The 26,129-nt window shown below is 39.1% G+C and carries 18 protein-coding genes and 10 pseudogenes; 14 read left to right on the forward strand and 14 right to left on the reverse strand.

Annotation, left to right across the window (positions count from 1 at the left end):
• Positions 1-14: 14 nt before the first annotated feature.
• The 6 genes and pseudogenes from clpX to NYZ99_RS03465 form a co-directional block, all read right to left on the reverse strand.
• A pseudogene (gene clpX, locus NYZ99_RS03440) lies at positions 15-1,254 on the reverse strand (ATP-dependent Clp protease ATP-binding subunit ClpX).
• An 85-nt stretch (positions 1,255-1,339) separates the two neighbouring features.
• Positions 1,340-2,020, reverse strand: coding sequence for an ATP-dependent Clp endopeptidase proteolytic subunit ClpP (gene clpP / locus NYZ99_RS03445; RefSeq protein ID WP_260573532.1), 681 nt, complete (start codon positions 2,018-2,020; stop codon positions 1,340-1,342).
• A gap of 89 nt (positions 2,021-2,109) precedes the next feature.
• Complete coding sequence (gene tig / locus NYZ99_RS03450) at positions 2,110-3,432, reverse strand: trigger factor (RefSeq protein ID WP_260573533.1); 1,323 nt, start codon at positions 3,430-3,432, stop codon at positions 2,110-2,112.
• Between the two features lie 104 nt (positions 3,433-3,536).
• Positions 3,537-3,881, reverse strand: coding sequence for a phage holin family protein (locus NYZ99_RS03455; RefSeq protein WP_260573535.1), 345 nt, complete (start codon positions 3,879-3,881; stop codon positions 3,537-3,539).
• A gap of 79 nt (positions 3,882-3,960) precedes the next feature.
• A complete protein-coding gene (locus NYZ99_RS03460) occupies positions 3,961-4,731 on the reverse strand; it encodes an alpha/beta fold hydrolase (RefSeq protein WP_260573537.1) in 771 nt (256 codons plus the stop codon).
• Positions 4,728-5,441 carry a pyridoxine 5'-phosphate synthase gene (locus NYZ99_RS03465; protein ID WP_260573539.1) on the reverse strand — a complete coding sequence of 238 codons (714 nt, stop codon included), beginning with the start codon at positions 5,439-5,441 and terminating at the stop codon, positions 4,728-4,730. The genes NYZ99_RS03460 and NYZ99_RS03465 overlap by 4 nt, the downstream gene beginning before the upstream one ends.
• 92 nt (positions 5,442-5,533) lie before the next feature.
• On the opposite strand from NYZ99_RS03465, the gene NYZ99_RS03470 reads away from it, so the two are divergent.
• From NYZ99_RS03470 to NYZ99_RS03500, 8 genes and pseudogenes are all read left to right on the forward strand, one after another.
• A complete protein-coding gene (locus tag NYZ99_RS03470) occupies positions 5,534-6,190 on the forward strand; it encodes a CBS domain-containing protein (protein WP_260573540.1) in 657 nt (218 codons plus the stop codon).
• Between the two features lies 1 nt (position 6,191).
• Positions 6,192-7,076, forward strand: coding sequence for an NAD kinase (locus NYZ99_RS03475; protein WP_260573542.1), 885 nt, complete (start codon positions 6,192-6,194; stop codon positions 7,074-7,076).
• A 109-nt stretch (positions 7,077-7,185) separates the two neighbouring features.
• Complete coding sequence (porG, locus tag NYZ99_RS03480; RefSeq protein WP_260573543.1) at positions 7,186-7,875, forward strand: type IX secretion system protein PorG; 690 nt, start codon at positions 7,186-7,188, stop codon at positions 7,873-7,875.
• Between the two features lie 6 nt (positions 7,876-7,881).
• Positions 7,882-8,627 (forward strand): annotated as a pseudogene (locus NYZ99_RS03485) (isoprenyl transferase).
• A gap of 4 nt (positions 8,628-8,631) precedes the next feature.
• Positions 8,632-11,242, forward strand: a pseudogene (locus tag NYZ99_RS03490) (BamA/OMP85 family outer membrane protein).
• 270 nt (positions 11,243-11,512) lie between these two features.
• Positions 11,513-11,917, forward strand: coding sequence for an OmpH/Skp family outer membrane protein (locus NYZ99_RS21175; RefSeq protein WP_338039279.1), 405 nt, complete (start codon positions 11,513-11,515; stop codon positions 11,915-11,917).
• 25 nt (positions 11,918-11,942) lie between these two features.
• A complete protein-coding gene (locus tag NYZ99_RS21180) occupies positions 11,943-12,185 on the forward strand; it encodes a hypothetical protein (protein ID WP_338039280.1) in 243 nt (80 codons plus the stop codon).
• Positions 12,186-12,234: 49 nt separating this feature from the next.
• Complete coding sequence (locus tag NYZ99_RS03500) at positions 12,235-12,744, forward strand: OmpH/Skp family outer membrane protein (RefSeq protein ID WP_260573544.1); 510 nt, start codon at positions 12,235-12,237, stop codon at positions 12,742-12,744.
• A 46-nt stretch (positions 12,745-12,790) separates the two neighbouring features.
• Here the strand turns inward: NYZ99_RS03500 and NYZ99_RS03505 are convergent, their stop codons facing one another.
• The 3 genes and pseudogenes from NYZ99_RS03505 to gcvP form a co-directional block, all read right to left on the reverse strand.
• Positions 12,791-13,546 (reverse strand): glycosyltransferase family 2 protein, encoded by a 756-nt coding sequence (locus tag NYZ99_RS03505; protein ID WP_338039281.1) that lies wholly within the window; start codon positions 13,544-13,546, stop codon positions 12,791-12,793.
• Positions 13,547-13,652: 106 nt separating this feature from the next.
• Positions 13,653-14,182, reverse strand: a pseudogene (locus NYZ99_RS03510) (methyltransferase).
• A gap of 78 nt (positions 14,183-14,260) precedes the next feature.
• Positions 14,261-17,113 (reverse strand): aminomethyl-transferring glycine dehydrogenase, encoded by a 2,853-nt coding sequence (gcvP, locus tag NYZ99_RS03515; RefSeq protein WP_260573547.1) that lies wholly within the window; start codon positions 17,111-17,113, stop codon positions 14,261-14,263.
• Positions 17,114-17,365: 252 nt separating this feature from the next.
• Here gcvP and NYZ99_RS03520 point away from each other — a divergent pair, with 252 nt between their 5' ends.
• Complete coding sequence (locus NYZ99_RS03520; RefSeq protein ID WP_260573549.1) at positions 17,366-18,055, forward strand: UbiA prenyltransferase family protein; 690 nt, start codon at positions 17,366-17,368, stop codon at positions 18,053-18,055.
• Between the two features lie 5 nt (positions 18,056-18,060).
• Here the strand turns inward: NYZ99_RS03520 and NYZ99_RS03525 are convergent, their stop codons facing one another.
• Together NYZ99_RS03525 and NYZ99_RS03530 are read right to left on the reverse strand one after the other, a co-directional pair.
• Entirely contained in the window at positions 18,061-18,288 is a 228-nt protein-coding gene (locus NYZ99_RS03525; protein ID WP_260573550.1) for a hypothetical protein, read from the reverse strand.
• Positions 18,285-18,846: pseudogene (locus tag NYZ99_RS03530) on the reverse strand (sigma-70 family RNA polymerase sigma factor). Before NYZ99_RS03530 ends, NYZ99_RS03525 begins: the two are co-directional and overlap by 4 nt.
• A gap of 107 nt (positions 18,847-18,953) precedes the next feature.
• Here NYZ99_RS03530 and NYZ99_RS03535 point away from each other — a divergent pair.
• On the forward strand, positions 18,954-19,322 hold the full coding sequence (locus tag NYZ99_RS03535; protein ID WP_260573551.1) for a rhodanese-like domain-containing protein: 369 nt from the start codon (positions 18,954-18,956) through the stop codon (positions 19,320-19,322).
• A gap of 77 nt (positions 19,323-19,399) precedes the next feature.
• Here NYZ99_RS03535 and NYZ99_RS03540 read toward each other — a convergent pair.
• The 3 pseudogenes from NYZ99_RS03540 to NYZ99_RS03550 form a co-directional block, all read right to left on the reverse strand.
• Positions 19,400-21,422: pseudogene (locus NYZ99_RS03540) on the reverse strand (M3 family metallopeptidase).
• A gap of 59 nt (positions 21,423-21,481) precedes the next feature.
• A pseudogene (gene purE, locus NYZ99_RS03545) lies at positions 21,482-21,970 on the reverse strand (5-(carboxyamino)imidazole ribonucleotide mutase).
• Between the two features lie 3 nt (positions 21,971-21,973).
• Positions 21,974-23,130 (reverse strand): annotated as a pseudogene (locus NYZ99_RS03550) (5-(carboxyamino)imidazole ribonucleotide synthase).
• A 101-nt stretch (positions 23,131-23,231) separates the two neighbouring features.
• Between NYZ99_RS03550 and NYZ99_RS03555 the strand changes: the two are divergent.
• The 4 genes and pseudogenes from NYZ99_RS03555 (at position 23,232) to NYZ99_RS03570 (ending at position 26,123) form a co-directional block, all read left to right on the forward strand.
• Positions 23,232-24,338, forward strand: a pseudogene (locus tag NYZ99_RS03555) (adenylate kinase).
• A 57-nt stretch (positions 24,339-24,395) separates the two neighbouring features.
• On the forward strand, positions 24,396-24,533 hold the full coding sequence (locus NYZ99_RS03560) for a hypothetical protein (protein WP_260573552.1): 138 nt from the start codon (positions 24,396-24,398) through the stop codon (positions 24,531-24,533).
• 68 nt (positions 24,534-24,601) lie between these two features.
• Positions 24,602-25,604, forward strand: a pseudogene (gene obgE / locus NYZ99_RS03565) (GTPase ObgE).
• A gap of 12 nt (positions 25,605-25,616) precedes the next feature.
• Complete coding sequence (locus NYZ99_RS03570; RefSeq protein WP_260573553.1) at positions 25,617-26,123, forward strand: ion transporter; 507 nt, start codon at positions 25,617-25,619, stop codon at positions 26,121-26,123.
• Positions 26,124-26,129: the final 6 nt, after the last annotated feature.

A 26,129-nucleotide genomic window follows, 5' to 3' on the forward strand; every position in this document is an offset into this window, starting at 1 on the left:
AAGAAAAAGGCGGTCTAAGAAACCGCCTTTAATTTTTTAACTGTTTCGTAAGACAGTTTTTGTTCCGCATAAGGTTTGGTAACCTTAAACTCTGTCTCATCCGTACTTGGCATTTCAAACATGGCATCCGTAAAAATTGCTTCACATAGAGAACGAAGTCCTCTTGCGCCAAGTTTGTATTCAATTGCTTTTGCCACAATATAATCAAGGGCCTGTTCTGTTATCGTAAACGTAATATTGTCCATAGCAAACAGCTTTTCGTACTGTTTTATAATGGCATTTTTGGGTTCTGTTAATATGGCCCTTAGAGTTTTATCATCTAATGGGTTCATGTGCGTTAGCACTGGTAGCCTTCCAATTATCTCGGGAATCAAACCAAACTCTTTAAGGTCTTTCGGAATTATATACTGAAGAATATTGCTTTCGTCAAGATTCTCCTCCGCTTTTGAGGCACTATATCCAACTGCTTGTAAATTGAGACGCTTAGTTATCGCTCTTTCTATGCCATCAAAGGCTCCTCCTGCGATAAACAGAATGTTTTCTGTGTTTACTTCGATAAACTTTTGGTCCGGATGTTTTCGTCCTCCTTTAGGAGGTACATTAACCGTGGTTCCTTCCAATAACTTCAAAAGTCCTTGTTGAACCCCTTCACCGAGATACGTCCCTTGTAATGGATGGATTGTCACTTTTTCTCGGCAATCTTGTCTATTTCATCAATAAAAACGATACCTCGTTCCGCTTTTTCCAAATTGTAGTCGGCGGCTTGTAGTAATCTGGTTAATATACTTTCTACATCTTCCCCAACATAGCCAGCTTCTGTTAAGACAGTGGCATCAACAATGGCCAAGGGAACGTTGAGCATTTTTGCAATGGTTTTTGCCATTAAGGTTTTTCCAGTACCTGTTTGGCCTACCATTATAATATTACTTTTTTGAATTTCTATATCGTCTTCTTTAGACGAGGGTTGTAGCAATCTTTTATAGTGGTTGTAGACCGCTACGGACATGACCTTTTTTGTTCGCTCTTGACCGATAATAAAGGTGTCCGAGAAATTCTTTTATTTCCTGAGGCTTTTTAAGTGTGAGCTCAGACGAAAGGTCGTTGGTTTTTGTTTGTCCGGTTTCCTCAGCTACGATACCATGAGCTTGCTCTATACATCTATCACAAATATGGGCATCTAAGCCGGCAATCAATAAATTGGTTTCACGGCTTTTTCCTTCCACAAAACGAACACTCTAAATTTTCCTTTGCCATATTAAAGATAATCTGACCAAAAGTTTAACGTATACTATAGACTTTTGGTTCATAAAAAAATAAAATTCTTGGTAATTGGACGAAATTATTCTTTATCCCTTACTAAAATCTCGTCAATCATACCATATTCCAAAGCGACATCAGCTTTCATCCAATAATCGCGATCACTGTCTTCTTGGATTTTTTCAATAGGCTGCCCGGAGTGTTTTGCAATAATTTGGTAAAGCTCCTCCTTTAGTTTAAGGATTTCCCTAGCGGTGATTTCAATATCACTAGCCTGTCCTTGGGCTCCCCCCATAGGTTGGTGGATCATAACTCGGGAATGTGTCAATCCGCTACGCTTGCCCTTTTCCCCCGCACAAAGCAATACCGCTCCCATAGAAGCTGCCATACCGGTACAGATGGTGGCTACGTCCGGTTTTATAAATTGCATAGTGTCGTAAATTCCCAAACCGGCATAGACACTACCTCCCGGGGAATTAATGTAGATCTGTATATCTTTAGAGGCATCGGCACTTTCTAGGAACAATAATTGCGCTTGTACAATATTGGCCACTTGGTCGTTGATTCCTGTTCCTAAAAAGATGATTCTATCCATCATTAGTCGGGAGAAAACATCCATGGCAATGGCGTTAAGTTGTCTTTCCTCGATTATATTGGGAGTCATATTTACAGGGTACATACTACTCATTATTTTATCATAGTACATGCTGTTGATACCCTGGTCTTTTATGGCGTATTTTTTGAACTCTTTTCCGTAATCCATAAATTTTTAATCGATTTTTTTAGTGGTAAAAAAAGGTGCCGAAAAATAAATTTCCGGCACCGTAAAGATACTTAATTTATTGTTTGGATTTATCCGTAAACTTCTTTCACAAAGTTTTCATAGGTAACCTCTTTAGTCTTAAGGTTTCCTTTTTCCTTATATAGGTTCAATAACTTTTGGCTCATAAGCTGTTCGGACAAGCGCTTAACTTCATCCTGGTTGCCCAATACCCTAGCGGCTATATTGTCCAATTCCTCCTCCTTTGGATTCAATTGGCCAAATTGTGCCATTTGAGATTTGATAAAACCTTTGGCAAATTCCTTCAATTCATCAAATTGAACTTGTAGGTCATTGTCCTTTATTATTTTGCCTTCTATCAATTGGTATCGTAACCCTTTTTCCGACTTTTCATATTCTTCACTTGCCTCTTCGGGAGTCAACTCCTTATCACCGGTCATTTGAATCCATTTGGTCAAAAAACCTGTAGGAAGTTCAAATTTGGTATTTTCTATGAAGTACTCTGTTACATCGTTGAGCAGTTTTTGATCGGCCTGTTGTTCAAATTGCTTTTCTGAATCTTCGGCAATTCGCTCTCTAAGCTCCTTTTCGGATGTGACGGAATCCTTCCCAAAAAGTTTATCAAAAAGTTCCTGATTCAGTTCGGCTGGCTCTCTCTCATTAATTTCGGTTATGGTAAAAGTAACTTCTGTATCCAAGTTATCCGCTTTATCCCTTGCAATGCCCAGTGCACTTGAAAGAAAATAATCCTCTTTAAAAAGTCCCTTTGTCTTTAGTGTTACTTTATCACCAACCTTTTTTCCAACCAAATTGTCAATGGCCTTTTTATTTTTAAGCTTATCCATTTCCAATTGGGTCCGGTTGTCTATTCCCTCAGCTTCATTTTCGAACTTACCGTAAACTTCATTACTTTTGCCAACCTCTTCTTTGCTTACAAGTTTACCGTATTGTTTTTGAATACGCTCTACTTGCTCGTTAATCATTTTTTTATCGGCTACAATTTTGTAGTGTGTAATGGCTTTCTTTGTTTTTAGTGGAACTTCAAATTCCGGCGCTAGGCCTAATTCAAATTCGAAATCCAACTCTTCCTGTTCCCAGTCAAAGTCATCTTTTTGTTTAGGTAAAGGATTGCCAAGAACATCCAATTTTTCCTCAGTGAGGTACTTGTTAAGATTGTCTTGAAGCAATTTGTTCACTTCGTCCACCAATACGGCTTTTCCATATTGTTTTTTGATTAGTCCCATTGGAACTTGACCTTTTCTGAAACCTGGAATATTAGCTTGTTTCTTGTAGTTTTTTAGGATGGTGTCTACCTTGTCTTGATAGTCTTCCTTGGTGATAGCAACCTTTACAACAGCGTTCAAGTCGTCTATCTGTTCTTTTGTAATGTTCATTCCTTCAGTATCTTCTTAATTACTTAAATAAAACGGGAGGCAAAATTACTCTATTTTATTATGTTGACCAAGTTTTTAAAGGTCTGAATTTCAAATAATAACTGCTATTTGTCTTCTTTTAACAGGGAAAATAAAACCGATTGTAAAAAGGAAAGTAAAAGACTGAATAGGAGGGCCCACCAAAGTCCGTCTACATTAAATCCTTCTATTAAATTATCGGCCAAAAGAATGATTAGGGCGTTGATAATTAATAGGAACAGTCCGAAAGTAATGATGGTGACTGGTAAGGTTAGTATCACCAATATGGGTTTTACCAAAAAGTTTAAAAGACTCAGGACTATAGCTACTATTATGGCAGTTACATATGAGTCTACCGATACGTGCGGAAGAAAATTGGCCAAAAGAATAACGGCCAAAGCGCTGAGTAGAATGCGTAGAATTAGTTTCATAGTGTCTTGGTTTAGTTTATTCTAAAGATAAAAAATATTACAATAGCCTTATCTCGTGTTTAAACAAGAAACTCCACTACTATTTTAAAAAGCGAAATGATTTTTCAAAAAATTGATCGGGATTTTCCGCATGCAACCAATGCCCTGCATTATCGATAACCTCTATTTGGGCTTTTGGAAAATGTCTTTTTATTTGTGGTGTGTCAGAATCCGAGACATATTCAGACCTGCTTCCTTTTAAGAAAAGGGTAGATCCGCTAAAACTTTCCGAACTGGAGATATTCTCTCCTATTTCCTCCATTTTTTCACTAAGGATAGCCAGGTTCATTCTCAATCCAAATGTATTGTCCTTGGTTCTGTAAAGGTTTTTCAATAAAAATTGGCGGACTCCAAAATTTTTCAGGTGTTTTTTAAGTTGGTTGTCCGCATCACTCCTAGTATTTATAAGTTCAAAATTCAATTGGTTAAGGGCGTTTATAATGTCTTGATGATGAGGTGGGTAAAACCTTGGTGCAATATCAGCTACCAATAGCTTTTCTACTCTTTGTGGGTACGTGCAAGCAAATTGCATAACCGTTTTCCCACCCATTGAATGCCCGATCAAGGCAGTCTTTTCAATATTTTTGTCGTTGAGGTAATTGAGGAGGTCTTGGGCCAAGAGGTCGTAATTAAAATCCTCTGACCAAAAACTCCTTCCATGGTTTCTCTGATCTATCAAATGGACTTCGAAACCATTTTCGGCGTATCTGCTTCCTAAGGTTTTCCAATTATCGGACATGCCCAGGAAACCATGCAAAATACAGAGAGGTTTGCCGGTTCCAATTAAATTGGAGTACAAAATACGACTCATTTTAACTTGTTTAAATACATATTCACTACATTTTCCAAGCCTAAATAAATGGATTCGCAAATTAGGGCATGACCAATGGAGACTTCTAAAAGTCCGGGTATATTTTGGCTAAAATATTGAATGTTATCTAAGCTAAGGTCATGACCTGCATTAATTCCTATGTTCAACTCGTTTGCCTTTTTCGCAGCCATTATAAATGGTTGAATAGCCTTCTCCCTGTCAATTGTATAGCCTGTTGCGTAACTTTCGGTATATAGTTCAATTCTGTCGGTTCCCGTAGCTTTTGCCTCTTTTACCATTTTCGGGTCAGGATCTACGAAGATTGAGGTTCTAATACCGGCATTTTTGAACTTGGAAATCACATCTTTCAAGAAACCTTGATGTTTTAGCGTGTCCCATCCCGCATTGGAAGTAATAGCATCTTCAGCATCCGGAACCAAGGTTACCTGATCAGGTTTTACTTCCAAAACAAGTTTGATAAATTTAGGGTTTGGGTTTCCTTCAATATTGAATTCGGTAGTAACTATTTTTTTTAAGTCCCTTGTATCCTGATATCGGATATGGCGTTCATCCGGTCTTGGGTGGACAGTTATTCCTTGGGCTCCAAATCTTTCTATATCGGCAGCCACCTTCAACAAATCCGGCACATTACCTCCCCTTGCATTACGCAAAGTGGCAATTTTATTCACGTTGACACTTAGTTTCGTCATATTGTCGATAATATATTAAAAGAATCTCAAAAATACGAATAAGGCACGCCTTTTGATATTATTAATTGTTATTTTGCGTTATAAATTCGGCTATGAATATTCAACAACATATAATTTCCAATATTCCAGTCTTTGATGTCCAAACCACCTGTGGTGATCTTTTGGAGTTTTTCAAGGAAAACACATTTTCCCATATCGCAGTGATGGAGAAGGACAGATTTTTAGGGGTGTTTTCTGAAAATGATATGGATGTGGTTTCAAGTGATTCCAAAATCAATGATTACCGCTATGACTTGGAGACCTTTTTTGTGAGGAAAGAAACTAGTTGGTTGGATGTTTTGGAGGTTTTTGCGAGAAATGAGGCCAATTTGGTTCCTATATTGGACGAAGTGGAAAGAGTGGTTGGTTATTATGATTTGACCGATATAGTCTCCGAATTCATAGACACTCCTTTTTTTACTGATCCGGGAAATATCTTGGTAGTCGCGACTGGGGTTAAAGACTATTCATTTAGTGAAATTTCCCGGATAGTGGAAAGTAACAATGCTCGGCTCATTGGGGGGTTTATTACCGATATGCAAAATGATGTTGTGCAAGTTACATTAAAGATAAGTACGGCCAATTTTGACAAGGTCCTACAGACCTTTAGGCGATATAATTATCATATAATTTTTGGAAACAGTGACGATCAATTTTTGGAAGATTTGAAAAATAGGTCGGATTATTTGGATAAGTACCTAAACGTTTAGTATGAAGGTAGCTGTTTACGGTCAAACATACCAGGACAATGCCGTTGAATACTTAGAAGAGCTTTTGGACGAGCTGGCATTGGATGGCTCTTCCGAAGTTTTTGTCGAAGATGAGTTTTATCAGCTCTATAAAAGCAAAATGGGTACAGGTAGTTTTTCAACCTTCACTTCCATACAAGGCTTGGATTCTTCTTTCGACATGTTTGTAAGTTTTGGTGGGGATGGGACCATTCTTAGGGCCACTACCTTCGTGAAGAATCTTGGAATACCAATAGTTGGCGTAAACACAGGTAGATTGGGCTTTCTTTCCACATTTAAAAAGGAAGATGTTAGAAAGGTAGTGCAGGAATTTTTGAAGGGCGATTATACAATTGTGGAAAGGAGCCTTGTGCAAATACATGCGGATGCACTGGATGTTGAGTTCGGTGAGTTAAATTTTGCCCTAAATGAAATAACCGTAAGTAGAAAGGATACCACCTCCATGATTACCGTGGAGACCTATCTTAATAATGAATATCTGACCTCCTATTGGGCGGATGGGCTCATTATTTCAACTCCTACAGGTTCTACAGGTTATTCCCTAAGTTGCGGAGGTCCGGTAATTGTACCGACAGCCAAATCTTTGGTTTTGACACCAATTGCTCCCCATAACTTAAATGCCAGGCCATTGGTGATATCGGATGACACGGAAATACGATTAAGGGTTTCAGGCAGGGAGGAGAACCATTTGGTTTCCTTGGATTCGAGAATCGCATCCCTTGAAAATGGGCATGAAATTACTATCACAAAGGCTCCTTTTACCATAAAGATGATAGAATACACTTCAGAAAGTTTCTTAAAGACGCTACGGAATAAATTATTGTGGGGCGAAGACAGAAGAAATTGAACTTTCCTTTGAACAATATTTACTATATAAAAGTGTTTACCTTTTGGGGATGATTTCTTGGGTTTATACCAGATATTGTAACTGAACAAGCTTATAAACAATTCTAAATATGATACGCAGCATATTTTTGCTTTCATTTTTTTGTTTTTCTATTGGTGTAAGTGCCCAAATGTACGAGGTAGGGATATTTGCCGGTGGGGCAAATATGATTGGCGATGTTGGAAAAACAAATTATATTTTGCCCTCCAATGTAGCATTTGGCGGATTGTTCAAGTGGAACATAAGCAAAAGGTATGCTTGGAGAGGCAGTCTTACCTATGGAAAATTTACTGCGGACGACAATAAATCCAGCGATACTTCAAGACAACAAAGAGGATATGTTGTTGATAATGCAGTATTGGAAGGTTCGGTAGGGCTTGAATTTAATTTTGTGGATTATAACCTTCACAAGCTAGGTCCTGCATTTACACCATACCTTTATACCGGAGTCACCTATTTTAGATATGATTACGGCTATTTTAATGGTGGGGTTTTACAGGATATTTCACAATCCGACGGCTCATTTGCCATACCTATGACTGTTGGATTTAAGTATCGTATCAACCAGTTTCTTATTTTTGGGGCGGAAATTGGAGCTAGATATACTTTTACGGATAATCTAGATGCCAGTAATCCAAAAGGTTCTAATTTTGAAGAGTTTAGTTTTGGAAATATTTTAAGCGACGATTGGTATGTATTTTCCGGGGTAACATTAACCTATACTTTCGGAAGAAAACCATGTCAGGATTGCTTTCAATAAAAAACGATGGAAAGTAAGATAGAGGATATTGACACTCAGAATTTGCCACGTCACATGGCCATCATTATGGATGGAAACGGAAGGTGGGCAAAGGAGCGGGGAAAATTAAGGGTCTTTGGACATGAAAATGGCGTGAAGACCGTAAGGTCTACAGTGGAAAACTGTGTTAAGTTGGGAATAGAATTCCTTACTTTGTATACCTTTTCGACCGAGAATTGGAATAGGCCTAAAATAGAGGTGGATACGTTAATGCGTCTTTTGGTTTCCTCACTAAGAAAGGAATTGGCCACTTTTTCTGAAAACAACATCAAATTAAATACCATTGGCAACATTTCGGCATTGCCGGATAAGGCCCGTTGTGAACTTTTGGAGGTAATGAAAAAGACCGAGCATCATACAGGTATGACGCTGACACTGGCCTTAAGTTACGGTTCTAGGGAGGAGCTGCAATCCGCCATAAAATCGATAGCAGCCAAAGTTAAAAATAATATAATTTCGCCGTGAAAATATTGACGAAACCATTATAAATGACCATCTTTACACGCGAAATTTGCCGGACGTAGACTTGCTAATCCGTACCAGTGGAGAACATCGGATCAGCAATTTTTTATTATGGCAGATCGCTTATGCCGAATTATATTTTATTGATGTATTTTGGCCCGATTTTAATGAGCATCATTTGGTAGAGGCCATAAAAAATTACGCGTAACAGAGAACGAAGATTTGGAAAAACTAGCGAACAACTCATTTAGCGATATGACTAGGTTCATATCCTTGAACCACTTACTAACCATCCTACTCCTTTTTGTTTTAACCAATGCCTTTTCACAAGATTTATCTTATGAAAATGGTAAATCCTATATTTTAGGCGGGTTAGAGGTTACCGGACTGGAAAGTTATAATGAACAGACCGTTAAAACCTATACCGGACTTAGGGTGGGTCAGCCAATAACAGTTCCAGGTGAACAAATAAGTGAGGTCATAAATAAACTATGGGGGTTGGAGCTATTTACTTCAATTGACTTCTATATTTCTAATATTGAAGATAATACTATTTTTCTTGAACTTAATATTATTGAACGCCCTACATTAACCGATGTAACATTTAATGGGGTAAAACCAAGAAAGGTAGACGAACTTAGGAACGATACAGACCTAAAAAAGGGTAAAAAGATTACGGAAAGCCTCATTTCCAACACTAAGAATTATCTCACCAATAAATACAAGAAGCAGGGGTATTTAAATACTCGGGTAAATATAATTACCGCTGTTGATACTTCTGAGACCAATGCCAGGAGAATGGTAGTAAACGTTAACAAAGGTGATAAGGTAAAAATTAAGGATATCATATTTGAAGGTAATGAACAACTTTCCGATAAAAAATTGAGAAAAGCCTTAAAAAGTACCAAACGTAAGCGATTTGGTAGATTCGGAAAAAGTCCAAGTACATTCAGGATGATTATGAAGAAGACCTGGATCTGTTGATAGATAAATATGCGGAGAACGGTTTCAGGGATGCCAGGATACTATCCGATACGATTGAGAAAGTGGACGAAAATAATATTCTTCTAAAAATTAAGGTTGAGGAAGGTAATAAATATTATTTTGGGGATATTGATTTCGTGGGTAATTCTGTGTACACAGACCGTCAATTGCACCAGGTATTAGGAATAAAAAAAGGTTCAACTTATAACGGGGTATTGCTAAGGGAACGCATAGCGGACAATTCCACACCGAGCCGAATGATGTCACAAGTTTGTATCAAAATAATGGATATTTATTCTCGACCATTAACCCAGTTGAGGTCTCCGCTGCTAATGATACCATTAATTTTGAAATTCGAATTATTGAGGGAAAAGAGACCTTTTTGGATCATGTGACTGTTTCGGAAATGATAAAACCAATGACCATGTCATTTTTAGGGAATTACGTACACGCCCAGGCCGAAGTATAATAAGTCCGATATTATCAGGAGCATCAGGGAATTGGGCCAGCTTGGTTTTTTTGATGCGGAGCAAATAAAACCGAGATGTTTTAAATGCCAATCCCAATGAGGGAACGGTAGATTTGGCCTGGAGTCTTGTGGAGTCCGGTTCTAGTCAAATTGAATTGCAAGGTGGTTATGGTGGTGGTGGTTTCATAGGTACTTTGGGACTATCCTTTAACAATTTCTCTATACAAAACCTATTTAAAGGGGAAGCCTATAGACCTGTTCCTATGGGAGATGGACAAACTTTTGCCTTGCGATTGCAGGCAAGCCGTACTTTTAGGGTATATAGTTTAAACTTTTCTGAGCCTTGGATGGGCGGTAAAAAGCCGGTAAGGTTCAATTTAAGTGTTTCCGAACCCAGCAGTTTGCGGCTTCATTTGGTTCTCGTGGGATTGACGTAGATAAAGATAGACAGTTTTCTATAACAGGAGTAAGTTTGGGATTAGCAAAAAGGGTACAATGGCGGATGATTTCTTCACCATTTCCCACTCTTTAGGATACCAATTGTATGACTTTAGAAATTATAATATAGGACTTTTTAATTTTGGTAATGGTAAGGCAAACTCATTGGCCTATACCTTAGGAATTTCTAGAAATGCTACTTTAGGTGGTAGAATATTCCCTAGGGGAGGTTCCAATTTTGAAATAACGGCTAAGTTTACACCACCCTATTCCCTTTTTAGCGATAAAGATTATGGGGCTTTAAAAGACCGCAGTACTGAACTTACGGAGAAGCAATTTAGCCAAGGAGGTCTTACTGCCGCTGAAACGACGGAGTTACAGGATATAGACCAAGAAAGATTCCGGTTATTAGAGTACTATAAGGTTAAATTTAAGGGTGATTGGTATACTACTTTGGCAGGAAGTGCGGATAAGACATTGGTATTACGTACTAATGCGGAATTCGGTTTCTTAGGAAATTATAATAGTGATACAGGAGATGTTCCATTTGAACGTTTTTTTGTAGGTGGTGACGGTTTAGGTAATTTTACTTTAGATGGACGGGATGTAGTGCAATTACGTGGATACGAAAACCAGTCTTTAACTCCATTGGATCCTTTAACTGGACGTCAAGAAGGTGGGTTGATTTACAATAAATTTTCGATGGAGCTTAGATATCCATTGACATTGAAACCTTCGGCTTCCATTTATGGGCTTACCTTTTTAGAGGCAGGTAACTCTTTCAACAATTTTCAGCAGTTTAATCCGTTTCAATTAAAACGATCGGCCGGTGTGGGGCTACGCATCTTTATGCCTGCGTTTGGTTTATTGGGAATAGATTTTGGTTATGGGTTTGATGAGGACTTAAGACCACAATCCATAGGCAATGGTCCAAGCGGATGGCAGACGCACTTCATTATTGGTCAACAGTTCTAGATTTAAATTGAAATTTAAGTATCTGTCGTTAAGCTAATCCTTTCATTTTAAAAGTTTTAGTAATTTTGGCACGATATTTTCTATTAGATTAAACGATATCAAAAATGAAGTCAAAAACAAAAGTTCTTTTATTTCTTGTGACCGTTTTAACGGGACTTAATTCCATAGCCCAAAGAGGGGTTAGGATAGCCTACGTGGATATGGAATATATTCGGAAAATGTGGAAGAGTATAGGGACGCAAGTGAGCAACTCGATACCAAGATCCAGAAATGGAAGGTGGAAATCGAGCAGAAGCAAAGTGTTGTGGAACAGATGAAGAAGGACTTAATGGCCGAAAAAGTGCTACTGACTCTGAACTCATTGAGGAACGTGAGGAGGAGATTCAAATCCTTGAAAAGGAGATGATTGAGTATCAACAGGATAGGTTTGGTGCACAGGGAGATTTGGTACTTCAAAAACGTAGGTTGATACAGCCAATTCAAGATCAAGTGTTTAATGAAGTCCAAAAATTGGGTGCCAATAAAAAATATGATTTTATTTTTGATAAATCTGCGGATGTCGTAATGTTGTACTCCGAAAAAAGACACGATATTAGTGACTTGGTCTTAGGGGAATTGCAAGAACAAGAAAAATTAGCAAAACTAAAGAAGGGACGGATACCGAAGCAGATTTGAGGCCTTTGAAAGGGATGATGAAATAGTGGAGGAGGAGGAAGTTTCAGAAGCTTTGCAGGAGCGTATAGATAGAGCGGCAGAGGCTCAGGCGGCAAGGGAGAAAACTGCTGCCGAAAAGAGGGAGGAACAGCTGAAATTGCGTGAAGAGCGAAAGAAGGCTTATGAGGAAAGAAGAAAAAAATTGTTAGAAGAACGGGAAGCTAAGAAAAAAGAGAAGGAAGAAGAAAGAAATAAGGATAATCAGGAAGGAAATTCCGATAATAACTAGAAATCATTAACCATTAATTAATACTCAAATAAGAATTAAATTTTAACTCATGAAACAAGTAAAGAAAATTGCGGTTGCCTTAATGTTGTTCGTGGCGGCGACCAGTTTTGTAAATGCGCAAAGTAAAGTTGCACATATTGATGTAACCCAATTGCTTTCCGCCATGCCGGAAATGAAGGCAGCAGAAGCCGAGCTTAAAAAACTTCAGGAAACATATGGTGCCGATATTCAAGCTTCAATGACTGAGTTGCGTAATAAGTATACCCAATATCAAAATGAGGCAACTTCAAAATCCAAGGAGGAGAATGAAAAGAGAGCAGTAGAGCTTCAGGGTATGGAGAAAACTGTTGGAGAGTTCCAACAAAACGCGCAACAGGAAATTCAAAAGAAACAAGCGGAGTTGTTCGCACCTATATCCGAAAAGGCAAAAGCGGCCATAGAAAGGGTTGCCGCGGCCCAAGGTTTTGACTATGTTATTGATGCACAAGCAGGTAGTGGATTAATCGTTGCAAATGGAAAGGACCTATTGGCCGATGTAAAAAAGGAATTAGGGATTTAAAATACCCATAAACGAAAAAAAGCCATTCCTTATGGAATGGCTTTTTTTATGAAATTATTTTTGATTTTATGTTTCTCCAGCGTAGTTGACGAATAAATTTACCTTCTTCCTCGCTAACCACAAATGCTTCTTTTTGTTTGATTGACTCAATATAACCAATAAAATTGTCTAAAAAAGCCATAGGTCTTTTTGTTTTGACGGCCATTTTTAAAGAAGCTATCAGAGTTATCCAAAAACCATATCTCATGGTATGCATAGCTTTTCCTTGTAACAGCCTTGCTTTTTTATTGTATGCTTTGCCAGTGGGTCTTAAATGTTTTACATGTAAGCCTTTTTCCGTATAGATTTCGTATCCGTGAAATTGTGCCAATAATTCATCAACTGTATCCCATCCCATAGCATTTTTTAGGCCACCTATGGCTTCAAAACAAGATTTGGAATACGCTTTAAATGCTCCTCGTACATGATTTTTGTCCATTGGGTGGTTTAGCTTCCAAGCTCCCTTTTCGTCCTGCTCATAGGCAAATCCACCAGCTATTCCGATTTTGTGTGAGTCATTAAAAATTCTTGAAATGGCTTCGAAATAATTGACAGGTAAAACAATGTCGGCATCGAGCTTTACAATAAAATCAAAATCGGTATCCAATATCGCCAGTCCTTTATTGAAGGCCTCTATTACCTTGCTTCCAGGCATATGTTTTGGTGATGAGGTAGTATTCAGTATTTCAATATAAGGTACGGTTTCGGCAAATTCGGTGATAATTTTCTCCGTATTGTCCGTAGAATTGTCATTAACGACCACTACTTTTTTGGGTAGTAAGCTTTGCAGTATAATACTCTCCGAGTTAAGGAAATGAACTCCTGCTCATTGTGGGCCGGTATGATGATATAATAATTCAATGATCAAATTATTGGCTATTTTTTCTAGTCGCGTATACAATGTAGTAACGCGGCGTAAACGTTCTAAAAAGAGGCCTTAAACCAATTTTTTTGACTGGGTGCGTCCATTTTTTAGTTTCTTGAATTTCCCAGCCTGATTTCTCCAAAAGCCAATCGAACTGCCAGTCCTCAAATTCGTGATAATGTCGATCCCGGACATCCGTTTTACTTCTGTAAGCGGGTGAAAACCAAAGTCGCAAGGGAACACTTGCTACCAATTTATTGGCTTTTATTTTCGAAAGGACGTTCAATGGTGCCAATAAGTGTTCAAATATTTCAAAGGCGGTAACAACTTGCGCATCTGAGTTGATAATTGAACTAAAATCAAAATCCAAATCTTCGCCCTTTGTGTTTTCCACTTTGAACCCTTCCCTAATCATGATTTCCGAAAAGGGGTTTTCAACCCCAAGGTCAGAATAAACTCATCGTTTTTGATGTGTTTTTTCAAGAACTGTAAGGTATTTCTAAACCTTTTGTTGGGAAAGCTGTTTTCGTACATTTTAAATTAATAATTCAGCCCAATGTAAACGGCAGTGCTGGCTACATCAACAAAGTTATTCAAAATACTTTTAGCTTCTCATTCCGCATCTGCATAGGCTTCAATAGGAGCACAGGTACAAATTAGATTTCTGTCTCCATAGGCATCATCCACTCGGCGTACGGCGGGCCAAAACTTGTTTTCTGCCACATACGGTAGTGGAAACGCTGCCTTTTGCCTTGAATAGGGGAAAACCCAAACATCGCTCGTTACCATTTGCAAGGTATGTGGTGCATTTTTCAGAACGTTGTTCGGATTATCCATTTCTGCAGCATCAATCTCTTCACGTATGGAAAGCATGGCCTCACAAAAACGATTTAACTCCTCCAAACTTTCACTCTCTGTGGGTTCAATCATGAGGGTTCCTGCAACTGGGAAGGAAACTGTAGGTGCATGAAATCCATAATCCATAAGTCTTTTGGCAATATCTGTAACCTCGATTCCTTTTTGTTTAAATGGCCTGCAATCAATGATCATTTCATGAGCGGCTCGTCCTTTTTCTCCAGTGTAGAGAACATCAAACTTACCATTCAATCTGTGTTTTATATAGTTGGCATTGAGTATGGCGATTTTGGTTGATTTTGTCAATCCTTCCATACCTAACATTTTGATATATCCATAGGAGATAAGACATACCAAGGAACTTCCCCAAGGAGCTGCCGAGATGGCGGAAATAGCTTCTTTACCCCCTGTTTTTATTACCGGGTTGCCAGGTAGAAATGGAGCCAATTGTGATGCTACACATATTGGGCCTACACCAGGACCTCCTCCGCCATGTGGGATTGCGAAGGTTTTGTGAAGGTTTAAGTGGCAAACATCAGCACCAATGGTAGCTGGATTTGTCAATCCCACTTGGGCATTCATATTTGCACCGTCCATGTATACTTGGCCTCCATGGTCATGTATTAGTTTAGTTATTTTTCTAATGGAGGATTCGAAAACTCCATGGGTAGAGGGATAGGTAACCATTAAGGCGGAAAGATTATTCGAATGAAGTTTCACTTTTTCTTCCAAATCATCAACATCAATGTTTCCCTTGTCATCTGTTTTGGTCACTACCACTTTCATTCCTGCCATAACGGCCGATGCTGGATTGGTTCCGTGGGCGGAGGCAGGAATCAAGCAAATATTTCTATGCCCTTCGCCATTAGCCTCGTGATAGGCCCTTATTACCATTAAACCTGCATATTCACCTTGAGCCCCTGAATTTGGTTGTAAGGAAGTATCCGAAAAACCTGTAATAGTTGTAAGATCCTTGGCCAATTCCCTCAGCACAATTTGATAGCCTTCTGCCTGCTCCACGGGTACAAAAGGATGAATATTTCCCCAGCTGGCATTACTCAAAGGTAACATTTCGGAGGCGGCGTTCAATTTCATGGTGCAGCTTCCTAAGGATATCATGCTATGGTTCAAGGACAAATCCTTTCTCTCCAATTTTTTTATGTAGCGCATCAGTTCCGTCTCGGAATGATAACTGTTGAATACCCTATTTTCTAGGAAGGGGGTAGCTCTTTGAATATTTTGGGGAATTGATGATTCACCTATTAACTCAGTAATCTCGGCGACTTCTTTTTGCTTAGCCTCAGAAAAAATGCCAATGATTTGGTTTAGGTCTTTAATGGAGGTTGCTTCGTTTACGGCAATAACTACGGAATCTGAATTAGGATATAAAAAGTTAACCATTTCACGCTCCGCAATAGGACGGATAACGTCTTCGTTGGCCTTAACATGAATAGTATCAAAATAAGCACTGTTACTTTGATAATACCCCAGCTTTTCCAAGGCATCAGTGAGTGTACTTGCTGTAGAATTTACTTTTTTGGCAATGTACTTAAGTCCTTTTGGACCATGGTACACTGCATACATTCCGGCCATAACGGCTAAAAGCACTTGGGCCGTGCAAATATTGGAGGTTGCCTTGTCCCTTTTAATATGTTGCTCCCTTGTTTGTAGGGCCATCCTCAAAGCCGGCTTGTCGTCCTTATCTTTGGTGACTCCTATAATTCTTCCGGGGATATTTCTTTTATATTCTTCTTTGGTCGCAAAAAAAGCCGCATGTGGACCTCCATACCCCAATGGGATACCAAATCTTTGGGAGGTTCCAACAACCACATCAACTCCTAACTCTCCTGGGGGTGTTAAAAGAACCAAACTTAAAATATCCGCCGCTACGGCAACTTTAATATCCTTTTCCTTGGCCTTTAAAACAAATTGCGTATAATCATAAGCCTGACCAAATTTGCCAGGATATTGTAACAAAGCACCGAAATAGTCCCCCTCAAATTCAAAATCTTCATGATTGCCAATAACCAACTTTATTCCCAAAGGGTTGGCCCGTGTTTCAAGTAAAGACATTGTCTGTGGCAATACCTCCTCCGAAACAAAAAACTTTACAATCTCATTTTTCTTCTGATCTCTAGTTCTAACTTCAAAAAGCATGGTCATTGCTTCGGCAGCCGCTGTACTTTCGTCCAGTAAGGAGGCATTGGCAAGTTCCATTCCGGTTAAGTTGGAAATTACCGTTTGAAAATTTAACAAGGCTTCTAACCTGCCCTGAGCGATTTCAGCTTGGTACGGGGTATAGGCAGTATACCAACCCGGATTTTCTAAAATATTTCTTTTGATTACTGACGGAGTTAAGCTTTCGTGGTATCCCAAGCCTATATAGGTACGAAAAACCTTGTTTTTCTTTGAAAGTTCCTCTAGGTGAGCCAAAAATTTGTGCTCGCTCATAGGGGGTGGGAGGTCTAACGTTTTTTTAAGCCTAATATCATCGGGAATGGTCTCATAAATCAGCTGATCTAAACTGTCAACCGAGATAGTCTTTAACATATTGTCAAGGTCTTCTTCTCGTATACCAATATGGCGGGATGCAAACACGTCAGTCTTCATGATTTGAATAAATTAGTCGTGCAAAATTAGTCATTAATTAAATCAAAAAAGACCTTTGAAATACCTTCCTTGAAGAAAGTTTTTAACTAAAAACATTGTTTATAAACAGTTTGGGTACATTTGTTTCATGGGGTATCTACGGCGTCTTTTTGATTTCTACATCAATGCAAGTATCCATGTTGCGTTTGCTGTTTTTGCTCTTGCCCAGATTACGATAAAAACTTTTGGACTTCAAGAAGTTGGGCATTTGGCATGGTTCCTTTTTTTGGAACCATAGCATGTTACAATTTTATAAAATATGGGGTAGAAGCGGAGAAGTATATCATAGTGGCAAATCCCTACCAGAAAAACATACAAATAGTAAGTCTTTTGGCTGCTATCATAGCATGCTACCTATCATATTATCTCGCTGTAGATATATGGGTGGGCATTATGGCTTTAGTGTTTTTAACTGTTGTTTATGCCATACCAGTGCTGCCAAATGCAAGAAACCTTAGAAGTTTAGGGGGGCTTAAAATATTTATAGTAGCACTAGTATGGGCGGGTACAACGGTTATACTCCCAGCATTGGGTTCATTTGTGTCTCTTTCTTGGGATATTTGGGTAGAAGCTATCCAAAGATTTTTATTCGTATTGGTGTTGTTGGTTCCATTTGAAATACGAGATCTCAAATATGATAGCCTGGAACTAAAAACGATCCCACAAAGGTTTGGGGTGAGAAACACAAAAATATTTGGAGTTATACTCGTGGTCATTTTTTATGTAGTAACTTTTCTAAAGGACGACTTAAATGTAACAGAAGTTCTGGTAAAGGCCTTCCTTTTTTTTGGTCTACTAATATTAATGTTTTCTTTTGGTAAAAATCAGGGCAAATATTTTGCCTCTTTCCGGGTTGAAAGTATCCCTATAGCTTGGTATATTATCCTGGTCCTTTCCCAATAAATGTCCTAGCTGTATCTTTTGATGCTTTCCTTCATGTTCAATTTTTCCTTTTCTGAAAGGGTATGAAGTTTTGCCTTATCACAAAGTGAGGTCAATTTTGTATTCTGTTTGGTATATGCCGCACAGATTTTACAAAAGACAATATGAAATTTTAGTTTGAGCCTTTCCGCAAAGGTAGCTTCGTTATACTGCGCCCTTGTACAAATATCCGCCGCTTTTTCACAAGAGATCATGCGTTGAACCATTTTTGATTTAAACATTCCATTAAGGCCGTTCTCGGCTCTATGTATCATTACCCAAAGGTTAGACGGGTTAATCCCCATTTCATTACAAATTTCTTCTGTGCTGATACCTTGAATGGTTTTCATTTTGAAAACTTGGGATTGTTTTTGGGGCAATTTGTCTATGCAAATCTGTAAGGCCAGTCCCAATTCTTCATTTTCTATGGAATCACTTCCGGAATTCCCATTAGGGTCTGCTACTTTTTCTTCTAACCAATCGCCTTCGTTTTCATCATGCCCGCGTAAATTCATACGGACTTCAGCCCTTCCTTTTTTGGAATTTGATTTCCGATAGTAATCTATCACCTTACGTTTTAGGATAGCTATCAGCCAGGTACGCTCGGCTGCCTCGCCTTTGTAGTTTTTTGCCGACTTAAGACCGGCCAAAAATGTTTCGGAAACCAAATCCTTGGCAGTCTCTACATCACTTACTTTTCCAATGGCATAGTTGAATAGGTAATCGGCATACTGGTCTACCCAGGAATTCGGATTTAATTGGTTTTCTGCCATTGTTGAGTGTTGTAGCAAAAATAAAAGAATTTTCCTTTTACACTTGCAATTTTAATAAATGCATATTTTATATTTTTACAAGTGGTCGTGCCACTTAAAATGAAAATATGATGAAATATAAACTGATTTTATTCCTTTGCCTTATTTTAAATTTGTCTTGTGCCCAAACACAGACCCCTTCCTCAAAACCCATAACCAGTGTGACCACTGATGAGTTAAAAAATGTGGTTTTATTGGACGTTAGAACTCCTGAGGAGTACCAACAGGGCCATTTGGAAAATTCCTTAAACGTGAACTGGTACGATTCTGATTTTGTCCAACAAGTTGAGGGAATAGACAAAGACGATACCATTTACGTGTATTGTAAGTTGGGGGGCAGGAGTGCCAAGGCCCAGGAAAAATTAAAATCCCTAGGTTACAAAAACGTTGTAAATTTAGAAGGCGGGTATGACGCATGGTCAAGTAAAAAGCAATAATATTTTATACTCCTAGTGTATATTTTATTTTACAGGGAGCTAAAGCCCTTACTTATACCTTAGTTATTTTATTAGAGTTAGGACAAAAGACCTGCCCTCTCTAATAGCGCCTCCACTTTAGGTTCCGCTCCCCTAAAGCGTTTATATAGTTCCATTGGGTTTTCCGTGCCACCTTTTGAAAGTACATTTTGCCTGAATTTATTGGCCACCTTTTTATTGAAAATCCCTTCTTCCTTAAAATAGGCAAAGGCATCGGCATCCAAAACTTCCGCCCATTTATAGCTGTAATATCCTGAGGAATACCCCCCTTGGAAAATATGTGAGAAAGATGTGCTCATACAGGTATTGGGAGAATCGGGGTAAAGCTTAGTGCCTTCAAATGCATCGTCCTCATGTTTTTTAACATCGGTAATGTCCGTGGGGTCAATACCGTGCCAAGACATATCTAAAAGTCCAAAACTTAATTGCCTCAGCGTTTGCATACCTTCTTGAAAGGTCGCGGATTCCTTTATTTTAGTGATAAGTTCCATAGGTATTACTTCACCGGTTTCGTAATGCTTGGCAAAAAGCTCCAAAGCTTCTTTTTCATAGCACCAATTTTCCATGACCTGACTGGGGAGCTCAACGAAGTCCCAATATACCGAAGTTCCGAGAAAGGCTTGGATATTTAGTATCCGCCAACATTCCATGAAGCCCATGGCCAAATTCATGGAACAGCGTAGTTACCTCATTGAATGTTAATAAGGATGGTTTACTTTTTGTGGACGGGGTAAAATTGCACACATTACTGATATGTGGACGCACATTTTCTCCGTTTCTTTTCCATTGTGATTTGTAAGAGGTCATCCATGCACCACCCCGTTTTCCTGACCTTGGGTGGAAATCGGCATAGAAAAGGGATATAAAATCCCCATTTCCATCAAATACCCGATATGTTTTTACATCCTCATGGTATTTGTCAATATCAAAAACTTCTTCAAAAGTAAGGTCGAACAACTTTTCGGCGACCTGGAAAACCCCGGAAATAACATTTTCCAGTTTGAAATAGGGTTTTAATTTTTCGTCGTCTAAATTGAACAATTTTTGTTTCAGCTTTTCAGAGTAATAACTACCGTCCCATTTTTCAAGCATCGCAATACCTTCAACATCTTTGGCGAAATCGGCCAATTGCTTAAACTCTCTCTCGGCAGCAGGTTTTGCCTTTTCCAAAATCTCCTTTAGAAAGGCATGGACCTTTGCTGGGCTTTCGGCCATACGTTCCTCCAGTACAAAGTGGGCATGTGTTTTATATCCAAGCAATTGAGCTCTTTCAAAACGTAGTTTGGCAATCTCTAATACGTTATTTTGATTATCCAGTTCGTCGTTATGAAATGCCTTGCTACCAAATGCAATGGAAAGTTCTTTTCTTAATTCCCTGTTTTTGGCATATTTCATAAAAGGTATATAACTCGGGTAATCCAATGTTACCATCCAGCCTGAATCTTTTCCTTTTGCCAATGCGAGTTGGGCCGCAGCTTCTTTTTCTCCTTCCGGTAGCCCTTCCAAATCTTTCTCATCCGTGAGATACATCTGATACTTGTTGGTCTCTGCTAGTACATTTTCGCCAAACTTTAAAGTAAGTTTGGAAAGCTTAGAGTCAATTTCCCTAAGCCTCTTTTTCTTATCCTCCGGGAGATTTGCGCCGTTTCGGCTAAAATTCTTGTACTTTTTTTCCAATAAGGTTTTTTGTTCCACATCCAAGTCCAAGAAATCCATCTTTTGATATACCTCTTTGATTCTTTTGAATAACTCTTCATTAAGGGTAATGTCGTTTCCAAACTCAGATAATAGTGGTGATACCTCTTGGGCAATTTTTTGTATCTCATCATTGGTCTCGGCCGAATTGAGATTGAAAAAAACACTGGAAATCCTATCTAATTGTTGCCCTGAGAATTCAAGGGCCTCGATGGTGTTTTCAAATGTGGGTACTTCCGGGTTTGAAGTGATGGTATCTATTTCTTCTCGTGCATCTTCTATGGCCTGTAGAAAGGCGGGTTTAAAATGTTCGTTTTTTATTTTTGAAAAGGGTGCAGCGTCAAAAGATTCTAATAGAGGATTCATTCTTGGTTATTACGATTTTTCCAGTTTCAGATATTGATTGTGTAGAAGCGATATTTTTTCTAACTTTTATTTACCGACTTCGCCCCGTCGATTACTTTCTGTTTTAGACCTTCTTTGTATAGTATGATTTTGTCCGAACACATTTGTCCGCGCTACCAATAATTTGAGCGGCAAGAATACCGGCATTTTTGGCACCATTGAGTGCTACCGTTGCCACAGGAACGCCGCCTGGCATTTGAAGAATGGATAAAACGGAATCCCACCCATCAATGGAATTACTGCTTTTTACAGGTACTCCAATAACCGGTAAGGGAGACATGGATGCGACCATCCCTGGAAGGTGAGCAGCGCCACCAGCCCCGGCAATTATAACGGAATACCCATTTTTGTGGGCATTTTTACTGAAATCGAACAGTTTTTCACGGTGTTCTATGGGCAGACACAATATCCACGTCCACTTCAATATCAAAACCTTTTAGAATGTCTATGGCGTCTTGCATTACCGGCAGGTCGCTGGTACTACCCATCACTACGGCTACTTTGCTCATGATCTATGTACTGATTACTTTAATTGTTTCCTTTACTTCCTGTGCTGTTCTTCTCGGCTTGATTTATATCCTCGTTCACAATGGTCACATGGCCCATTTTTCGGAATGGCCTTGTTTGTTTTTTTCCGTAAATATGTGGCGTTACACCTTCAAGCTTTAAAATCTCCTCCATGTTTTCGTACACAACATCTCCTGTATGGCCTTCAGCGCCTACCAAATTTACCATGATGCCGGCCACCTTACTTTCAGTATCACCCAACGGAAGATTAAGTATGCAACGAATGTGTTGCTCGAATTGATTGGTGTAGCTTGCCTCAATGCTGTAGTGGCCACTGTTATGAGGTCTAGGCGCTACCTCGTTCACTAAAATTTGGTCGTCCTTGGTTAGGAACATCTCCACGGCCAACAATCCAGTCAAACCAATTTTTTCGGCAACCTTAAGTGCCAAGTCTCCGGCCTTAGTAGCGACCTGGTCTTCGATTCTTGCCGGACAGATGACATACTCCACCTGGTTAGCTTCTGGATGAAACTCCATTTCCACTACAGGATAGGTTTTTATATCCCCATTGGCATTTCTTGAAACAATGACTGCCAATTCATTTTTGAAAGCAACCATGGTTTCGGCAATGCATTCCCCTTTGGGTAGGTCTTTCAAATCGGCAAGCTCCCGAACCACTTTTACCCCTTGACCATCATAGCCAAATTGTGCGGCCTTCCAAACAAAAGGAAGTTTCAATCCGCCATTTTGGATACTATCCTCAATTTCGCTCAAATAGGCAAAACGTTGAAATTCAGCCGTTGGGATTCCATGGTCGACGTAAAAAAGTTTTTGCTTGGCCTTATTTTGAATAATCCGAAGGGCTTTTGGTTGGGGAAAGACCTTTAGTCCCTCCTTTTCCAATCGCTCCAAAGCGTCTAGATTCACATTTTCAATTTCTATAGTAAGAACATCCAAGCCTTGTCCAAAATCATAGACTGTGTCGTAATCCAGTAAATCACCCTGAACAAACTGGTTGCATGAAATCTTACAGGGAGCCTCTCGGAGAAGCATCCAAAACTTTGGTCCATACATCCCATTTACGGGTTTCATAGAGCATCATTTTGCCCAATTGGCCACCACCAAGGATTCCTAGTTTAAAATCTGAAGAAAAATAATTCATAAGTAGTACAAAAATACGCTTAAATCTTAGAATCCTAATCCCCTATATTCAAAAACACGGGGCAAAACCCTATATTTGCCAACCTTACTAATTTTTAAAAATTGATACGGTTACACGACAAATTTTTCAAACCTTTTCTTAGTGAAAAGCAAATTCGGAGGCCATTCAGCGCATGGCACAGGAAATTGCCGTGGACTACAAGGACGATAGCCCCATTTTCGTGGGAGTTCTAAACGGGGCCTTTATGTTTGTTTCAGATTTTTTAAAGGCCTATCCTCATCCTTGCGAAGTGTCGTTCGTAAAATTAAGTTCTTACCAAGGTCTTACATCTACGGGTATCGTTGAGACGTTATTGGATGTGCCTGAAAACATTGAGGGGCGCAGTATCATTATTTTGGAGGATATCATCGATACAGGACGTACTTTGCAGAAACTTGTCCATTTGTTTGGAACTACCAAGGTGAAGGAATTCAAGATTGCAAGCCTTTTTTACAAAGCAGAAGTCTATAACGGCGAATATACTATCGACTATGTGGGGCTTGAGATTCCGGATAAGTTTATTGTGGGGTACGGACTGGATTACAAGGAATTAGGAAGGAATTTAAGGCAAGTATATCAATTAAACCAAAAACATATGATTAATCTTGTACTCTTTGGAAAACCAGGGGCAGGGAAGGGCACACAAGCTCAATTTTTAAAAGAAAAGTATAACCTTAAGCATATATCTACGGGAGACGTATTCCGATTCAATATTAAAAATGGAACGGAATTAGGTACTTTGGCCAAATCCTATATTGATAAGGGTGATTTGGTGCCGGACGAGGTTACTATTAAAATGTTAGAGGACGAAGTGGATAAAAATCCGAGATGCGGACGGATTCATATTCGATGGCTTTCCAAGGACAACGGCTCAGGCAGAGGCATTGGACAATTTTTTGGAATCCAAGGACATGAAAATTGACGCGACCATAGCACTAGAAGCCAATGACGATATTCTAATTGAACGACTCTTAGAAAGAGGCAAGGTGAGTGGCAGATCGGATGATCAGGATGTTACCAAAATCAAAAATAGGTTTGAGGAATACAATTCCAAAACGGCCCCATTGAAAGAGTATTATGAGGAGCAGCACAAATTTCATAGTGTGAACGGAATTGGAACCATTGATGAGATTACACAGCGTTTGACTGAAGTCATTGATTCGTTATAGGATTATCCTTTTTTTCCGATTTCTTGGATAATCGAGGTTAAAAAATGTGCACACGATATGGCAGAGGAGGTAATAAGGCCTAAAGATGCCCTGAAAAGCTGTTTTTTTATTGGTTGTGGCTCCATGCTGGCCGTCATACTTATTGCCATAGCCTATTTGGTCTATCTCCATTATTTTTATGACCCTTTGTCATAAAATAACAGGTATTCTCTTCCCTCTTTATTGTGTAGCTTTGTAGCGCATTTAATTTTACCATATTCAATATGACCGAAGGTAATTTTGTAGATTATGTAAAAGTACATTTGGCCTCAGGAAACGGTGGCAAAGGTTCCATGCACCTTCATCGCGAAAAATATATCGCTAAAGGAGGTCCGGATGGAGGAGATGGTGGCAGAGGTGGTCATGTTATTGTTAGGGGAAACCAAAACCTTTGGACTCCGGTAAATTTTAAGTTCAAAAAGCACTTTAAAGCGGGCCACGGCGAGCATGGGGGTAAAAGCCGAAGTACTGGAGCCGATGGAGCCGATGTTTATTTGGAGGTGCCCTTGGGAACCGTTGTCAAGAACCCTGATACTGATGAGGTACTTTTCGAAATTACCGAACATGGCGAGGAAAAAATAGTACTGGAAGGAGGTATGGGAGGTCTAGGGAACTGGCATTTTAAAACATCTACGAACCGAGACACCTAGATATGCCCAACCTGGAATTCCCGGACAGGAAGGGTATTTTCTTTTGGAGCTGAAAATTTTGGCCGATGTAGGATTGGTCGGTTTTCCCAACGCCGGAAAATCTACACTGCTTTCTGTAATTACTTCCGCCAAACCTAAAATTGCAGATTACGAATTCACCACCTTAAAGCCCAATCCGGGTATCGTTGAATACCGTGATTTTCAAAGCTTTGTAATGGCGGATATTCCAGGAATCATAGAAGGTGCAGCGGAAGGTAAGGGCCTGGGGCATTATTTCCTAAGACATATTGAACGAAACGCTACTTTATTATTTCTGATTCCTGCGGATAGTAAGGACATCAGTCAAGAATATGCCATTTTATTGGATGAATTAAGAAGATATAATCCGGAGCTATTGCACAAGGAACGGCTCATCGCCATTTCCAAATGCGATATGTTGGATGATGAACTAATGGATGAAATGAAAAAGGAGCTGGATGTCGATTTCAAGGGGACATCATATATGTTTATCTCCTCTGTGGCACAAATGGGAATTATGGAATTAAAGGACAAACTTTGGCAAATGCTAAACGATTAAAATCCTTATCTGATGAAACGGTATCTAAAAAATATTGTTGAGTTAAATGATAATCCCAAGAGTAGATTCTTTGCCTACTTTATCCAGATTTTAATTTTTGTTTCCATTGTTTCTTTTTCTTTTGAGACCGTACCGGATTTACAGCCACAAACTCGGAGATGGCTCCGTGGCATTGAGATTTTTTGTGTCATGGTATTTACCTTGGAATATTTGTTGCGCATCTATGTAGCCGATAAAAAGGCAAAATTTATCTTTAGTTTCTACGGCATTATTGACTTTTTGGCGATTCTTCCTTTTTACCTTGCATTAGGCATCGATTTAAGATCTTTAAGGGCTTTACGGTTCCTTCGCTTGTTCAGGATGCTCAAATTAATGCGCTATAACAGGGCAATTAAGCACTTTACGCGGGCTATAGTAATGGCTAAGGAAGAGATTTTACTATTTCTGTTTGTCACACTGATTTTGATATACTTCTCGGCGGTAGGAATCTATTATTTCGAGAACCAAGCACAACCGTGAACATTT

Origin of the sequence: Maribacter litopenaei (genome assembly GCF_025244665.1) — a bacterium.
Taxonomy (GTDB): Bacteria; Bacteroidota; Bacteroidia; order Flavobacteriales; family Flavobacteriaceae; genus Maribacter; species Maribacter litopenaei.

Bases quoted from the DNA above. Each gene is read 5' to 3' on its own strand.
- NYZ99_RS03535 (WP_260573551.1), top strand. From the start codon at position 18,954: ATGATGAAATATAAACTGATTTTATTCCTTTGCCTTATTTTAAATTTG.
- NYZ99_RS03460 (WP_260573537.1), bottom strand. From the start codon at position 4,731: ATGAGTCGTATTTTGTACTCCAATTTAATTGGAACCGGCAAACCTCTC.
- NYZ99_RS03520 (WP_260573549.1), top strand. From the start codon at position 17,366: ATGGTTCCTTTTTTTGGAACCATAGCATGTTACAATTTTATAAAATAT.
- NYZ99_RS03455 (WP_260573535.1), bottom strand. From the start codon at position 3,881: ATGAAACTAATTCTACGCATTCTACTCAGCGCTTTGGCCGTTATTCTT.
- NYZ99_RS03470 (WP_260573540.1), top strand. From the start codon at position 5,534: ATGAATATTCAACAACATATAATTTCCAATATTCCAGTCTTTGATGTC.
- gcvP (WP_260573547.1), bottom strand. From the start codon at position 17,113: ATGAAGACTGACGTGTTTGCATCCCGCCATATTGGTATACGAGAAGAA.
- tig (WP_260573533.1), bottom strand. From the start codon at position 3,432: ATGAACATTACAAAAGAACAGATAGACGACTTGAACGCTGTTGTAAAG.
- NYZ99_RS21175 (WP_338039279.1), top strand. From the start codon at position 11,513: ATGGAAGGTGGAAATCGAGCAGAAGCAAAGTGTTGTGGAACAGATGAA.
- NYZ99_RS03560 (WP_260573552.1), top strand. From the start codon at position 24,396: ATGGCAGAGGAGGTAATAAGGCCTAAAGATGCCCTGAAAAGCTGTTTT.
- NYZ99_RS03465 (WP_260573539.1), bottom strand. From the start codon at position 5,441: ATGACGAAACTAAGTGTCAACGTGAATAAAATTGCCACTTTGCGTAAT.
- clpP (WP_260573532.1), bottom strand. From the start codon at position 2,020: ATGGATTACGGAAAAGAGTTCAAAAAATACGCCATAAAAGACCAGGGT.
- NYZ99_RS03525 (WP_260573550.1), bottom strand. From the start codon at position 18,288: ATGATCTCTTGTGAAAAAGCGGCGGATATTTGTACAAGGGCGCAGTAT.
- NYZ99_RS03570 (WP_260573553.1), top strand. From the start codon at position 25,617: ATGAAACGGTATCTAAAAAATATTGTTGAGTTAAATGATAATCCCAAG.
- NYZ99_RS03475 (WP_260573542.1), top strand. From the start codon at position 6,192: ATGAAGGTAGCTGTTTACGGTCAAACATACCAGGACAATGCCGTTGAA.
- NYZ99_RS03500 (WP_260573544.1), top strand. From the start codon at position 12,235: ATGAAACAAGTAAAGAAAATTGCGGTTGCCTTAATGTTGTTCGTGGCG.
- porG (WP_260573543.1), top strand. From the start codon at position 7,186: ATGATACGCAGCATATTTTTGCTTTCATTTTTTTGTTTTTCTATTGGT.